This window comes from Faecalibacterium hattorii (assembly GCF_003287455.1).
GTDB classification, from domain to species: domain Bacteria; phylum Bacillota; class Clostridia; order Oscillospirales; family Ruminococcaceae; genus Faecalibacterium; species Faecalibacterium hattorii.
In genome coordinates, this window is the sequence record NZ_PRLC01000013.1 from 21191 (window position 1) to 36000 (window position 14810).

Sequence of the window (14810 nt, forward strand, 5' to 3'; positions counted from 1 at the left end):
CCATACCTGCAATCCTCCTTTATACCCCTTTATGTGCCCTTAATTATAAATCAAAGGGATTAAAAAAGGTAAAAGAGAATGCGTATCTGTATTAAGACCGTCTAAAGATGCAGGACTTATTCTTTTTTATCACGAGCTTGTGCCAGAAATTCAATCAGCCGTTTCCTTGTCAGAATCCCGCATAGAGCATTCCGGCCATCAACGATGGGGACAAAATTCTGATTCAGCATTGCAGTTACAACCTGCTCGGAATCTGCATCTATTTGTAACGCAGGGCAAAAATCTCTGCGAACAATGCTGCCAAGTTGGTATCCCTCCTGTACTTTCAAGTCTGTTGTCTGGCAAGCAAGAAGGTGGCGGAGGAAATCTCCCTCCGTCACGCTTCCAATATACTGTTCCTGATCATTCAGTACCGGGACAGCGGTATAGCCATGTACCATAAACCGTTCCAATCCCTGACGAATCGTATCCTTTTCATAAAGAAATACAGTGGAGATTTTGGGAATCATGATTTTAGCTATGTTCATTTCACTTCTCCAGAATACCGTCCAGCATCAGATTGACTTCCAGCACATTGACGGTCTCTTCACCAAAGATGCCAAGGAATCGTCCGTCGGTGCAGTTTTGGATGATCTCACGCACTTCATCTTCGGTCATATCATTTGCCTTTGCAATGCGTGCTACCTGATATTCCGCTGCTGCCGGGGAAATATGGGGATCAAGCCCACTGCCGGAACAGGTGACAAGGTCCACCGGAACAGCTGTTTCATCCATATCCGGATCGGCAGCCCGGAGCTTTTCCACCCGCTCTGCCACGAGCTGTGCATACTCCTCGCTTGCCGGAGAGAGGTTGGAGGGAGCGGCGTACATCAGTGCCTTTCCGTTTTCATCCGTATAGGTTGAAACATCAATATTCATAATGCGCCCCCACATATGAGCTTCATCTGTATATTGCTGCCCCAGCAACTCACAGCCATATTTTTTTCCGTCTACTTCAATGATGCTTCCGTTTGCATTATCCGGGAAAATAAGCTGAGCAATTCCTGTGACAACACCCGTATAGATTACGCCGCACAGCAGCGTAAAGATTAAAAAGATCATACCTGCCTTTGGCAGTACACTTTTCATTGTTTTCATAATATATACCCCCTTATCCGAAGATGGTGAGAAAAATTTTCTGAAGCAATTCCGGCGCCCACAGGGCGAAACGCAGGGTGGTCGCACATAGAACGGTGAAGCTTATTCCAAGCATTCCTTCAAAGTACGAGATCGTTTTCTTTGTTACTGCATTCATAGGATGCATCCTCCTTACATCAGACCGGTAAATACAAGCAGAATATCGATTAGTTTCACAAAGATAAAGGGAGCAGCCAGACCACCCAGCCCATAAACCAGCAGATTCCGTGACAGCAGCTTTCCGGCAGAGACCTCACGGTATTTCACACCTTTCAGCGCCAACGGAATGAGCGCGATAATGATGAGTGCATTATAAATGATCGCAGAGAGGACAGCACTCTGCGGGGAGTGCAGCCCCATAATATTCAGAGCAGACAGACCCGGATAAAGTCCCACAAACAGCGCCGGAATAATGGCAAAGTATTTTGCCACATCGTTAGCAATGGAGAAGGTGGTCAGGCTGCCTCGTGTCATCAAAAGCTGTTTGCCGATGCGTACAATGTCGATCAGTTTTGTGGGTGAAGAGTCCAGATCCACCATGTTACCTGCTTCTTTTGCTGCTTGTGTGCCGCTGTTCATGGCAACTGCAACATCTGCTTGTGCCAAAGCCGGAGCGTCGTTGGTGCCGTCGCCTGTCATGGCGACCAAATGACCCTTGGCCTGAAAATCACGAATCATTGCCAGCTTTCCTTCCGGCGTTGCTTCCGCAAGGAAGTCATCCACACCGGCCTCGGCAGCAATGGCCGAAGCAGTAATCGGATTGTCGCCGGTGATCATAATGGTCTTGATGCCCATTTTCCGCAGATCTGCAAATTTCTCCTTCACACCCTGCTTGATAATATCCTTCAAATAGATAACGCCGAGAATCTTGTGGTTCTTAGCCACAACCAGAGGTGTGCCGCCCTTGGACGCAATAGACTTGACAACTCGATCACAGTCTGGAGAATACATTCCGCCTGCATGGGTCACATAACTCTGCATGGCATCTGCTGCGCCTTTTCGGATTTCGTTGCCGTCAAAGTCGACGCCGCTCATACGAGTCACGGCAGTAAATGGGACAAAGTGCATATTCTTGTCCTGAAGGCTTCTGCCACGAATTCCAAACTGCTCCTTTGCCAGCACAACAACGCTTCTGCCCTCGGGGGTTTCATCGGCCAGAGAAGAAAGCTGAGCGGCGTCCGCCAGTTCCTGAATATCAACACCATCTACCGGAATGAACTCCGATGCCTGTCGATTGCCCAGGGTGATTGTTCCGGTTTTGTCAAGCATCAGAATGTCTACATCACCGGCGGCTTCAATGGCACGACCACTCATGGCCAGAACATTTGCCTGGTTCAGTCGGGACATACCGGCAATACCGATGGCGGAAAGCAAGGCACCAATGGTAGTAGGCGCAAGGCACACCAACAGCGCTACCAGAGTTGTTACAGAGGTGGGATTCTCAATTCCCGCCAGCTTTGCAGAAAAAATGGAATAAGTGTAGAGAGAGACTGTCACCAAGATAAAGATAATGGACAAGGCTACCAGAAAAATCTGCAAAGCAATTTCGTTGGGCGTCTTCTTCCGGGCAGCACCTTCTACCATCGCAATCATCTTGTCCAGAAAGCTCTCTCCGGCTTCGTTGGTCACTCTGACAACGATCCAGTCCGACAGTACAGTGGTGCCGCCGGTCACAGCGCTGCGGTCGCCGCCTGCCTCACGAATTACAGGAGCGGATTCGCCGGTGATGGCGCTTTCATCCACAGATGCCGCCCCTTCTACGACTTCGCCGTCTGCCGGAATCTGCTCTCCGGCTTTGACGATCACCAGTTCCCCCTTTTTCAGCAGAGCGGAGGGAACCACGGTCACGCTGTCCTTCTCCGAGACAGAGGAAATCTTATGCGCGTCTACGTCCTTACGGGATGCCCGGAGAGAATCAGCCTGTGCCTTGCCTCGGCCTTCTGCAATGGCCTCGGCAAAATTGGCAAATAGCACGGTAAACCAAAGAATCACCGCAATCGCCAGCGTATATCCGCTTGGAGCGTCTTTTAAGCCGAACAGGGACACCACCCAAAGAATGCTGGTCAAAATAGCAGCCACAAAAACCAGAAACATGACCGGATTTTTTGCCTGTGTTTTCGGGTTCAATTTCACAAAAGAATCTTTAATTGCCCTGCCGAGCATTTTCCGGTCGGCAAAAGCAGTTTTCTGTTTTGTACTCATATCTGTAACCCTCCGTTACGCAATGCTTCCAAAGAACTCAGCAAGTGGACCAAGAGCAAGCGCCGGGAAGAAGCTCAGCGCACCGATTAGCAATACCACAACAATCAGCAGGAAAACAAATATTCCATTTGTGGTAGACAAGGTGCCCGCAGTCGTGGCAATTTTCTTTTTCCCAGCCAGGCTGCCTGCGATTGCAAGTGTGCCGATGATGGGCAGGAACCGGGCAAAGAGCATCGCCAGTCCCAGGCTTACATTCAGAAATACGGTATTCGCATTGAAACCTGCAAAGGCAGAGCCGTTATTGCCGCCACAGGATGAGTAGGCATACAGCATTTCAGAGAAACCGTGGGCACCGCCGTTATGCAGGCTATCCATGACAGAGGGTACTACAGCGGCAAGGCCGCTGCCGACCAGAATTGCAATGGGTGTTGCAAGGCAAACCAGTACCGACCATTTCATCTCATAAGGCTCAATTTTCTTGCCAAGGAATTCCGGTGTACGGCCTACCATCAGACCGGCAATGAACACCGTCAGAATAGCAAAAGCAAGCATACCGTAAAGGCCGCAGCCCACGCCGCCGAAAACAACCTCGCCAAGCTGCATCAGCAGCATAGTCACCATGCCGCCAAGAGGCGTGTAGCTGTCATGCATGGAGTTTACAGAGCCGTTGGAGGCTGCTGTGGTGAAGGCTGCCCATGTAGAGGACCCTGCAATGCCAAAGCGAGTCTCCTTGCCCTCCATATTGCCGCCTGCCTGTTCGGCCATTGACATATTGACTGCGCCGTTTTGTGCAAGCTGGGGGGTGCCAACCTGTTCAGTGACGGCGATACAGCTCAAGGCAACAACCAGGCAGAGAAACATTGCCATAAAGATCGCAACACCCTGCTTCTTGTTCTTTACTGCAGAACCGAATGTGAAACACAGTGCCGCCGGAATCAGCAGAATGGAAATCATTTCGATCAGATTGGTAAAGGCATTGGGATTTTCCAAAGGATGTGCGGAGTTGACGCCCATATAACCGCCGCCGTTGGTGCCGGTCTGTTTGATTGCGACCTGGCTGGCCGCAGGACCCATCGGTACGAACTGCTCGGTAACGATCTGTGCATTCGAAACGATTTCGCCATCTACAGTGACGGTTTCGGTGTCTAAGTCAATTACCGCATCCTCAAGGATTTCGCCTTCTGCACTGACGGCAATCGGTTCTACAAGGGATACTGTTTCTGCACTTTTCAGGTTCTGAATCACGCCGCCGCCTACCAGCAACAGAGAAATGACCAGATTCAGCGGGAGTAGGATGTGAACCACAATGCGGGTCAAGTCCACCCAAAAGCTTCCTAACCCGGAGGATTTCACCTTGATAAAGCCACGGATCAATGCAAATAGAACGGCGATACCTGTAGCTGCGGAAACAAAGTTCTGAACAGTCAGACCTAAAGCCTGAGTGAGATAACTCAATGTGGATTCACCGGAATATGCCTGCCAGTTTGTATTGGTAATGAAACTTGCAGAAGTGTTAAATGCCAAATCCCACTTCACACCGGAAAGATTCTGCGGGTTTCCGGGAAGAACTCCCTGCAGAAGTTGAAGCAGGAACAGAAAAACAAGCCCGATACCGGAAAAAATCATTACACTTACCGCATATTTTTTCCATGTCATCTGTTCTTCTCTGTCTACACGCGTAACCTTGTAAATCAGGTTTTCGCATGGTGTCAGAACTTTGGACAAAAAAGTTTTCTCGCCGCTCATGACGTTTTTTATGTATGCGCCCAGCGGAATTGCCAAAACAACCAGAATGGCAAGATATAAAACATACTGAATCATGGTGCTCATGCCTGATCATCTCCCTTCATTAAAATATAGACATACCACAGCAGCATTGCTGCCGCACATACACCTATGAGTGCAATTAGCATTTGCATAAGATTCATCCTCCTTTTTTGCTGTCCCCAATATCATAAACCCTTTCCTCTAAAAATGGCATTAGTGATCTTTTGTGCGTTTAAAGATGAAATAAAGATTACAACCAACCCAAAAGCCATGCCATAGGAAAGGCGATAACGATCGTACTGATACAGACACACGCCAAAACCAGTAAGGGCATTCCAACAAAGATGGAGATGGAGCCAAGTAGCGGATGATGCCAAATAAAGCGCTCCGCTTTTGCGTCAAATCTCTGTTCAAATCTTCTAGTTGCATTTGTAATACTCATAACTGTTCACCCCCATTTCTTTCTTGCAAAGTCATAATACCGCTAAAAGTATTAAGAGGGGAAAAGGGTCCTGCAATCGAAACTAAGATTGTATAAGTCTTTGTCGATCCAGAAAGTGATCTTACGGCTTTGTTCAAGCCTTGTGCGCTTTTGTCTGAAATCCATCACGCTTTATAACGAGTTGTGATCCTTCAGGGTTTTGCTGCCAAATAGATGTCAAAACAGCAGTATAGCCCGGATGGAGGCGCTGTCGATAAAATAAAAAAAGTGAACCCTCTGGGTATTTCCGCCCAGAAAAGTCCACATAGAAAGAGCTGCTTTGGGTTTATAAGAGATCGCAGTTGTCCAAATCCCTGCCATGAATCGTAGTTGTTGATGTACATTTGATGCTTGGTCTAAACAGGCAAGATTTCAGCTGCTGTTTTGGGCTCGAACCCGACCGTTTTCCCGGCTTTGAATAAAAATCCGATACCCGTTTTAAGGGGCTGATTTTGGCTCTGCACATTTTCGCACACTTTTTGCACACCGGAACGGCTGGATAACGGATGCAAGAGGGGATGGCGGGTGCAAAGAATGCAGCAGATGCAAAATGTTAATTTACGACAAAACGCTAAAAACGACGAATTTACGTAATTCCGGAAATTGACGATTGTTGCACGTTGGTTTCTCTTAATCAGTGGGCCCAGGGTTCGAGTCCCTGGAGGTGCACCAGAAAATGCCGTGAAATCGAAAGATTTCATGGCTTTTTTGTTTTGTAAGCCATGAGTGCACGGTTTCTGCACGGTTTTTGCACGGTCGGTGTTTTCCATGTCCGATTATGTAGGGCGCTGTATTGCTTTGCAATCAGTGCCCTTTTTTGCATCAGGTGAGCAGAGCTAAGCGGAGCTTTGCCTTCATTTCCGGGTCGGCATCCTTGAGCAATTCCAAAAGAGCCGTCATGGAGATGGTGGGTTCGCCTGCGGCGGGTACAGCCTGCGGGCTGAGAGCGTCGGGCTTGGCATAGAAGCCGCTTTCAAACTTCTTGCCCAGCTCCACACGGGAGGACTGCTGGATATGGGCGTAGGTGTTCACCAGCATATCCGCACTGGCGTGTCCTGTGGTCCCCTGCACCGCCTTGATGTCACCGCCGGAGATCATCAACTGGTAGGTGGCACTGGAGTGTCGCAGACCGTGGAACACGATGCGCGGGAACTCCGGGTGTGCATCCTGCCATTTCAGGAACTTTTTGCGGATGAGCACCGGCTCCACCGCCAGACCGTTGGGGAGCCGCAGCAGCATCCCGCTGTTGCGGTACCGCTCCGGGTCGAGGGCTTCTTCCCGCTTCAGCCGTTCCAGCCACTGCTTCAGTTCCTCCCGCAGGGCGGCGGTCATAAAGATGGTGCGGCAGGAGGCTTCGGTCTTAGTGTCCTTCAGGATAAGAGAGGTCTTGCTGCCCTCCAGCTTGTCCGGGAAGATGCGGAGGATGCAGCCCTTGTCCACCTGTGCCAGCGTGTCCTTCTGCACCCGCTGCATGGAACGGTTGATCGTGAAGGTGCCCATGCCGTTGGCAGCATCAAAGTCGATGTCCTCCGGGGTCAGACCTGCCACCTCCCCTTCCCGCAGTGCGCCCACCAGTGTGAGGTGGACTGCCAGATGCAGGATGGGGTCCTCAATGCTGTCCAGAGCCGCCCGCATCTCCTCTACCGTCCAGATGCTGCGCTCTTGGGTGGTCTTTTTGGGGGCTTCCACCGGGACGGGGCTTTTGATGAGGATGCCCCACTCCACCGCCAGCAGAAAGGAATTGTGCAGCAGTTGGTGGACCTCATGGAGGGTAGTGCCGGAGAGGGTACGCTTCTGCTGCTTGGGCGAGAGGTCTCGCCGCTTGCCACCCACATACTGTCCGCAGGGGGTCTTGCTCAGGGTGTCGTACAGGGCTTCGATGTGGTAAGGCCGCAGCTTCTGCATCTGCATCTCTCCGATATAGGGGATGATGAGATTCTGGATGAGGGCCAGATTGGACTGGTAAGTCTTGGGTGCCCACTTGTGCTTGCTGCACTGCTTGGGCAGCCAGTCCATCAGGAACTCTGCCACCGTCACGGTGGACGGGATCAGGAAATTACCGGTCGCCAGCTCGTGTTCGATCTGTTTCTGGCGTTTCACCGCCTCCTCTTTGGTGGGAAAGCTCTCCCATTTGTCGCAGCTCTTGCCGTGCTCGTCCTGATAGGTGTAGCGGACACTGTAAGAGCTGCCGCGTTTCGTGATATATGCCATAGATTTGCCTCCTTATCAAGCTGCCCGGTAGAGCCACGCATCGAAGCTGTCTTTCGGGATGCGGATGCTTCCGCCTGCCCGCAGGACACGGAACTCGGTGGTGCTGTTGCACAGATTGTAGGCGGCACGCTGGCTGATAGCCAGCATCTGCGCGATTTCCTTCACCGTGTACACCAGCTTTGTGGTTGCTGGGCTGTCAGTCGGAGACTTGACGGCATTGGTTCGAGTGACCACCTCCATTGTAGCCGGATCAGAGTCCGACTGCAAGAACTTTTTCGTATAATCCAAAGATTTCACATTCTCGTACATTTTATTACACATAGGCATTGCTCCTTACTTATCATGGCGCATCGCAGGCTCCTGCGTGCTGCGGTTCTCATAAAATCGAATGACCTCCGGCGGGATGCTGTCCAGCGTTTTCAGGGCGGCTTCATAGTCCTGCCGCAGCTTGGCATCCTCCAGACGCTTCAAGACGCTCACTTCCGTCGCTTTGTCCAGCGAGGCAGAGAGCGTCTTGTTCTTCTCTTTCAGCTTTTCGTTTTCGGCGGCGGTCTTGGTGAAGGCTACGTTGTACTTTCGCAGCTGGTCCCTCATCCGTGCCACGTTGGGAATATAGCTGTCCAGCACCTTGCTGATTTCCGCCGCACGGCTCTTGCCATTGAAGGGATTGATACCCACCAGCAGGGCATCCAACTGCTCCTTCTGCTTGGTCAGTTGGGTCATCTCTTTGAAGATACGAGGCGGGATATGCTCCCGTCCAGTCTGGCTGGCGCTTTCGCCCCGTTCCAACTCCGGGTACTGCTTGACCATGTGCTGCCAGAACTCGTCCTGCCACTTCACAAGGTTCTTGCGGTTGCCGATGATCTCCTTGGCGCTCAGCCGTCCGTCAGCAGTCAGGGGCACGAAGCAGAGGTGCAGGTGGGGCGTTTTCTCGTCCATGTGGACAACAGCAGAGAGAAAGGTATCCGGGCACTGTCTGCCCTCCAAAAATTTCAGGGCGTACGCAAAGTACGCCCTGATCTCCCGGTTGTTTTTATCCTTGAAAAACTCCGGGCTGGCGGTGACAAGAGCCTCTACCACCCGCACGCTGTCCTTGCGGACACGGCAGTGGGCGGCAGCTATCATGCGGTCAGCTTCTTCCCGGTACCTGCCCTGCGGCTGCACCAGATGGAGGTTGTATCGGCTCCGGCTCGTGTCGATATCCGGGTTGCTGGCGTACTGCTCCTTGGTGCGCTCGTTGTGGGCTTCGATGGGGCTGATGGCAGGCCCCTTGTACTTTTTGAACCTTAAAATGCCGTATTGGGCTTTCATAGATCACGCTCCTTCTTGGGGTGTACAAAAAATCTGTACGGACTTCAAATAACCCGTACGGTCTGTACGGTGTACGGAAATTCGAAATATAAACGATAATTCGTTTTAATTTGTTTCAATTCGCCGTACAGATGCGTACAAGTACAGACCGTACAGGTTGTACGAACTTCTTCCGTGAAAAAATGCACTTTTTACGGGCAGGGGTGGACAAGCGGTTCGATGCCTACAAAACCCCGCACCCTGCGGCCACCGGGCAGATAGATGTTGTTGGTGGCTTCAAGGTTATAGCGGCGGTCGTTCTGTCGCAGTTCTGCGCTGAAACGGATGGCCGATACGCTGTGACAGGCATTGTCCTCGCACCACTGCTTATAAATGTCGTAGAACTCCTTGGAACTGATGGAGTAGTCCGCCTTGAAACGGAAGTAGCCCTCGGACTCCATGAAGTCGATGACATTGTTGCTGCTGCGCTTGATGGTGTCCACGTTGGCGGCGGCTCGTTCGCTGACCGTGAAGCGAAAATCGTTCTGCACCAGCCGGTGCAGCCCTTCCAGACACCAGAGCAGGATGCCTTCCAACTCGGCGCACATCTTCTCCACAAGGAAGGGGTCATCCGTGCGGTCAGCAGGCTTGTCCTTGGTGGTCAGGATAAGCTGGCGGCGAAAGAAACCGTCCGAATGGTCATACAGCGAGGTCAACGCACCATTGCCGAAGCAGAGGAACCGGGCGTAAATGTCCCGCTGGTAGCTCTGGACACCCTTGCGCTCCAAGTCCAGCTTGGCTTCGGCGGTGACGATGGTCTTGATATAGTTGGTCTTGGGCAGGGCGTTCATGTCCATGTCATCGTCGATCATCAGCAGGCGGCGTTCCAGATCGGCACGGGCAAAACGGTTGTTCTCCACTTTCTGGACGCTGCCGTTGCTGGCGGCATCCCCCATGAGCCGTTTCAGCACCAGCCCGATGCGGGACTTGCCCTCGCCGCCCTTGCCGACAATGAGCATCATCTTCTGCCCCTTGGTGCTGGGGATCAGGCAGTAGCCCAGATATTCCTGTAAGGTGGGGATGTCGGCATCGTCCAGCAGTTCGTGCAGAAAGGTCAGCCAGCGGTCAGGGGTGGCGGCTTTGGGGTCATACTTTACAGGCAGGCGGTTCTGGCAGAACAGGCGGGTCTCCTGAAAAGAGCCGTCCGGCAGATGGTACACGCCGTTCTGGAGGTGGATGCAGTCCTGCTCGATGGGGAACGGGTCGGAAAAGGCCAGCAGCTTGATGGTCTCCAGAATGTTGGTGACCTTTTTGGACAGGCCGGAGGTGACATATTCCTCGATGTTCTCCAAGATGCGCTGCTTGATCTCACTTTCGTCCTCCACCGGGCCGTCCAGCGTGTACAGCGTTCCGTTGACGCATTTCAACGGCCACTGCTCCAGAAAGGCACGGCCAAACTGGACTTCATCGATCTTCTTGCCGTTGTACCAGTCCGGCCATAAGGGGTTGCGGGAAATGTTTTTCTTCATAGGGTGGTTCTCCTTTAGAAAAGTGAAGTGGTGGGTCTCACGGTGAGACCCACCACTTCGGGTGAATAAATTATTAGGCGCACTTTGCCAGAGCAAGGCGGTCGGTGCGCTCTTCCAGCATCAGCAGGTACGACCCGGACAGCAGTTGTGCGGCGGCAGCGGCCTTCTGCTGGGGCGTCCCAAAAGCAACGCAGTCCGTCAGGTGCTCGATGGTCTCGGTCGTGTGGAGGGCTTCCACGAACCGCTCGTCCAGCGGTTCTTCCGGGCTAGTAGGCTTGTAACACTCTCGCCAGTCGTGCAGCAGGTCGAGATAATCGGTCAGCACCCGCAGGCAGTAGGCGATGTCTGCCCACTGCTCGTCTGTCAGGCCACGCTTGGGCGGCAGCAGGGCGATGGCATTGGCGGGCGGCTTGTCCGGGTCAAGCCAGAGCTTGTCGGGGCGAGGCCCCTCCATCTTGCTGACGCAAGACCGCTCTGTCACTTGCAGTCCCCACTGGGGACTGCATTGCTTCGCAAACGCGAAGTCATTTATCAGCTTCTCGGCGGCTTGCCGGGGGTTCAGGTCGAACAGCTTGGCGGTGAGGTCGATGGCATCTCCATTGGCTCCACAGCCAAAGCAATAATAATAGGTGTCGTTCAGCTTCATGCTGGGGTGGTTGTCGGAGTGGAACGGACAGCACACCATGCCATGGCGGTCGGGCTCCATGCCGTACATCTCTCCCACCTGCCGAACGGTGATGGCGGACTTGATCTTTTGATATAAACTCAAAATTTCTCCTTTGGTCAAAGGTTTTGGCACGGATCAATTTGATCCCTGCCACGTTCAAAGTCACCGGGGTTCCCCCAATGGGAACTTCGGTGAAGCCGGTCTCCCTTGCTGCCTCCCGACAGGAAATCTTTTTGGACTCTGTGTCGGCCCCATGCAGGGCGCTCGCTCCCCCGATGGGAGGTCTTGGCGGTCTGGGCAGTTCGGACGGTCATTCGGTTGTCAAGGTTCTGGTATGAAAGATATTTCAGAGGGCTTTCGCGGGAAGCCCTTAATATGTTCGCTGCTGGGGAGTTAATATGTTTTCTTTCTGTCTATAGGATAGCACTGCAATGGCCGCTGTGCCGTATATCCATAATGTCGGAAAACAGGTGCAGAAACTGCAAAATTCCACGTTTATGGACAGAAACCGCCGGAAGTGGTATACTGTGCAAAAAACATCGGAGGTGCGACCATGAACATCAAGCTGACACTGGGAGAACGGCTCAAAGACCTGCGTGTGGAGCGGAATCTGAAGTTGGAAACGCTGGCAGAACAGACGGGTCTGTCCAAATCGGCGCTGTCGAAATACGAGAGCGACGATGTGACCGACCTCAGCATTTATGCGGTGACAACGCTGGCTGAGTTCTATGGCGTGACCACCGACTACCTGCTGGGTGTGACGGAAAACAAAAAACGCCCAGATGCAGTCCTTTCGGACTTGCATCTGAGCGATGGCGCAGTGGACGTATTAAGGAATGGAAAATTCAATCATCGGCTGCTGTGCGAACTGATCGTGCATGAGAATTTCCGGCGGTTCATGACCGATCTGGAAATCTATGTGGATGGATATGTCAGCGCAAACATTCAAAACCTCAATGCTGGTCTGGAAGCGACCCGGCAAATGCTGAAAAAGAAGTATGCAGCAGATGAAAACGATCTGTACATGAGCACCTTGAAGCTGGGGCAGATCGATGAAGATGAGTACTTTGGTCAGGTCTTGTATGACGAGTTGGTGGCTATCCTGAAGAACATCAAGACGGAACACCGCAAGGACAAGACCACTTCGGATGGTTCAATGATCGACAACCTGATGAAGGAACTGGAGGATGCACAGAAACTTGAAGGGTCTGCGGATGAAAAGAAGATCCGAACAGCATTGAAGGCAATCGGCATCAACTACGATAAGCTGACAGAGGATGAAAGAAAGCTGATAAAGAAGATTCTTTATAAAACGGCAATGCTGAAACCGGGGACACTTGCAGGCAACCGGGGAAAGCACAGACGCTGATCATTTGCCTTGCGGCTTATAGGAGAAACGCTGCTGCGGCAGGAAGGAGAACGTACACCATTGGTTCTTCTGAAAGCCTGCGCTGGGTGGGCGGAGATCGTCAACTGCCACGCCCATCCGCGCATCCTTCTGCCACAGAACAGGTGCTTGCCGGAGCCTTTCGCAGCCCCTTTTCCGCATCAGCCGGAACCAAGGTGTAACACACTAGACTTTGCAGGCAAAGTCGTGTGCCAACGAGCGTTCCGCCGCTCTTTGGATTCTTCCCGGCAGGGCACTGGAAAATGGGGTGCCCTGATGAAAACGGTGGATGGTACACATTCACAAACCCCGAAAGGTGTGTTATTATAGTACCATCAATAAATGGAAGGGAGGGCGGCGGATGTTCAGCATTGCAGGGATTGACCTGTTGGAGCAGGAACTTTTGGACCATGAACGCACCCTCCTTGAGATTTTGCTTCAGGACAAGACCACCAAGAAAAACATCATCTGGGCAACCGATGATTACGCTGAACTGGGCGAACGGTACAGCTTCAAAAAAGAAATCCTGCCGGAACTGGTTACAGGCGAACAGGACAGCCTGATTCAGCCCAGAGTGGAAAAAGCACTGGAGCACCAGACCAACCGCACCCGTGACAAAGCAGAGGTATTTACCCCCAGTTGGATCTGCAACGCACAGAACAATCTGGTGGATGAGCAGTGGTTTGGCAGGAAGGATGTTTTCAACATCCAGAAGGAGATGTCGTGGAAAGCAACGGCTGACAAAATCGCTTTCCCGGACGACCGTCAGCACACATGGCAGAAATATGTGGATGCACAGCGGCTGGAAATCTCCTGCGGCGAGGCTCCCTATCTGGTAAGCCGCTACGACACCGTAACGGGCGAAACCATTCCCATTTCCCAGCGAATTGGCCTGCTGGACCGCAAGCTGCGTGTTATCAGCGAAAACACGGACACCGAAGAAGAATGGTTCACATGGACGAAGCGGGCATTCCAGAGCGTGTACGGCTTTGAGTATCAGGGCGACAGCCTGCTGCTGGCACGGGAAAACCTGTTTGTGACCTTCGTGGAGGTTTACCGGGAACGCTTTGGTAAACTTCCCCACCTGCGGCAGATGAAGGTGATCGCTAACATCATTGCGTGGAACCTCTGGCAGATGGACGGCACAAAGTATGTAGTTCCGGGCAGCTGTAAGGAAAACAAAATTGAAATTATCAGCTGGTTCGGCAGTGAGGAACAAATTGACCTCTGCCCCGGATGCAAAAAGATAGCAGCATGAGGTTCTAATATTTACAGTGCCTGACCAACGTGGTACAATAAAAAAAGCGATATCCGGTGTGAGGATTTTTGACTATGAACTTGTGTTTTGACCAATCGCTGGGACTTGGATATAAAAGCAATTCACAGAAAATCCGTGTAATGAGTGAAAGCTGGGTCAATGATAACATTTTCTGCCCGGTATGTGGAAACGCTCGAATTTCAAAATTGGAAAATAACCGCCCTGTTGCAGACTTTCAGTGCCCATCCTGTGGGGAAATCTTTGAGTTAAAAAGTAAAGATGGAAGAATTGGAAGAAAAATATCGGATGGCGCATACGATACTATGATAAGTCGCATAACCAGTATGACAAATCCTGATTTATTGGTTATGCACTACTCCTCGTTACAGGTTGTCGATTTAACGGTTGTTCCCAAATTCTTCTTTACGCCTATGGTGATCGAAAAGAGAAAACCGTTATCGCCAACTGCCAGACGTGTTGGATGGGTCGGTTGCAATATTTTGTACGGGGATATTCCAGAACAAGGGCGAATCCCTATTATTGAAAATCAGAATTTCCGCAGTAAGGATCGTATCGTACAAGACTATGCAAGAATCAAACGTCTGCAAACGGGATCTATTGAAAAGCGTGGATGGCTGTTTGATATACTCAACTGTGTAAACGTTATCCCGACGAAAGATTTTTATCTGAAGGATATTTATGTGTTTGCAGACAAACTGAAGATTCAGCATCCCGACAATCAAAACATTGAAGCGAAGATTCGCCAACAGATGCAATTTCTTCGGGATAAAGGGATGATCGAATTTCTGGAACGAGGTCATTACCGAAAACTTTTGTAGATC

At 51.5% G+C, this 14810-nt stretch carries 15 protein-coding genes; 3 read left to right on the forward strand and 12 right to left on the reverse strand.

Annotation, left to right across the window (positions count from 1 at the left end):
* Window positions 1–116 precede the first annotated feature (116 nt).
* From C4N23_RS09655 to C4N23_RS09700, 12 genes are all read right to left on the reverse strand, one after another.
* Window positions 117–509, reverse strand: coding sequence for a CBS domain-containing protein (locus C4N23_RS09655; protein WP_242983765.1), 393 nt, complete (start codon window positions 507–509; stop codon window positions 117–119).
* Between the two features lie 19 nt (window positions 510–528).
* A complete protein-coding gene (gene kdpC, locus C4N23_RS09660) occupies window positions 529–1137 on the reverse strand; it encodes a potassium-transporting ATPase subunit KdpC (RefSeq protein ID WP_112145661.1) in 609 nt (202 codons plus the stop codon).
* 13 nt (window positions 1138–1150) lie between these two features.
* The gene (locus C4N23_RS14055) at window positions 1151–1294 is read right to left on the reverse strand and encodes a hypothetical protein (RefSeq protein ID WP_157774379.1); all 144 of its coding nucleotides are present in this window, start codon (window positions 1292–1294) and stop codon (window positions 1151–1153) included.
* A 14-nt stretch (window positions 1295–1308) separates the two neighbouring features.
* Window positions 1309–3378, reverse strand: coding sequence for a potassium-transporting ATPase subunit KdpB (gene kdpB, locus C4N23_RS09665; protein ID WP_112145663.1), 2070 nt, complete (start codon window positions 3376–3378; stop codon window positions 1309–1311).
* A gap of 15 nt (window positions 3379–3393) precedes the next feature.
* Window positions 3394–5208 carry a potassium-transporting ATPase subunit KdpA gene (gene kdpA, locus C4N23_RS09670; RefSeq protein ID WP_112145665.1) on the reverse strand — a complete coding sequence of 605 codons (1815 nt, stop codon included), beginning with the start codon at window positions 5206–5208 and terminating at the stop codon, window positions 3394–3396.
* Window positions 5209–5395: 187 nt separating this feature from the next.
* On the reverse strand, window positions 5396–5587 hold the full coding sequence (locus tag C4N23_RS09675) for a hypothetical protein (protein ID WP_112145667.1): 192 nt from the start codon (window positions 5585–5587) through the stop codon (window positions 5396–5398).
* Between the two features lie 395 nt (window positions 5588–5982).
* Entirely contained in the window at window positions 5983–6396 is a 414-nt protein-coding gene (locus tag C4N23_RS14060) for a hypothetical protein (protein ID WP_181567107.1), read from the reverse strand.
* Window positions 6397–6448: 52 nt separating this feature from the next.
* Entirely contained in the window at window positions 6449–7837 is a 1389-nt protein-coding gene (locus C4N23_RS09680) for a site-specific integrase (protein WP_112145669.1), read from the reverse strand.
* 15 nt (window positions 7838–7852) lie between these two features.
* Window positions 7853–8146, reverse strand: a complete 294-nt coding sequence (locus tag C4N23_RS09685) for a helix-turn-helix domain-containing protein (protein ID WP_112145671.1) — start codon at window positions 8144–8146, stop codon at window positions 7853–7855.
* A gap of 24 nt (window positions 8147–8170) precedes the next feature.
* The gene (mobV, locus tag C4N23_RS09690) at window positions 8171–9148 is read right to left on the reverse strand and encodes a MobV family relaxase (RefSeq protein WP_112145673.1); all 978 of its coding nucleotides are present in this window, start codon (window positions 9146–9148) and stop codon (window positions 8171–8173) included.
* Window positions 9149–9339: 191 nt separating this feature from the next.
* Entirely contained in the window at window positions 9340–10656 is a 1317-nt protein-coding gene (locus C4N23_RS09695; RefSeq protein WP_112145675.1) for a DNA primase family protein, read from the reverse strand.
* Window positions 10657–10729: 73 nt separating this feature from the next.
* Window positions 10730–11425 carry a CHC2 zinc finger domain-containing protein gene (locus C4N23_RS09700; protein ID WP_242983766.1) on the reverse strand — a complete coding sequence of 232 codons (696 nt, stop codon included), beginning with the start codon at window positions 11423–11425 and terminating at the stop codon, window positions 10730–10732.
* Between the two features lie 451 nt (window positions 11426–11876).
* Between C4N23_RS09700 and C4N23_RS09705 the strand changes: the two genes are divergently transcribed.
* The 3 genes from C4N23_RS09705 to C4N23_RS09715 all read left to right on the forward strand — a co-directional run bounded on the left by C4N23_RS09705 (window position 11877) and on the right by C4N23_RS09715 (window position 14807).
* Entirely contained in the window at window positions 11877–12692 is an 816-nt protein-coding gene (locus tag C4N23_RS09705; protein ID WP_112145677.1) for a helix-turn-helix domain-containing protein, read from the forward strand.
* A gap of 379 nt (window positions 12693–13071) precedes the next feature.
* Window positions 13072–13968, forward strand: a complete 897-nt coding sequence (locus tag C4N23_RS09710) for a restriction endonuclease subunit M (RefSeq protein WP_112145679.1) — start codon at window positions 13072–13074, stop codon at window positions 13966–13968.
* A gap of 74 nt (window positions 13969–14042) precedes the next feature.
* Complete coding sequence (locus tag C4N23_RS09715; protein WP_112145681.1) at window positions 14043–14807, forward strand: DpnI domain-containing protein; 765 nt, start codon at window positions 14043–14045, stop codon at window positions 14805–14807.
* The last annotated feature ends 3 nt before the right edge of the window (window positions 14808–14810 follow it).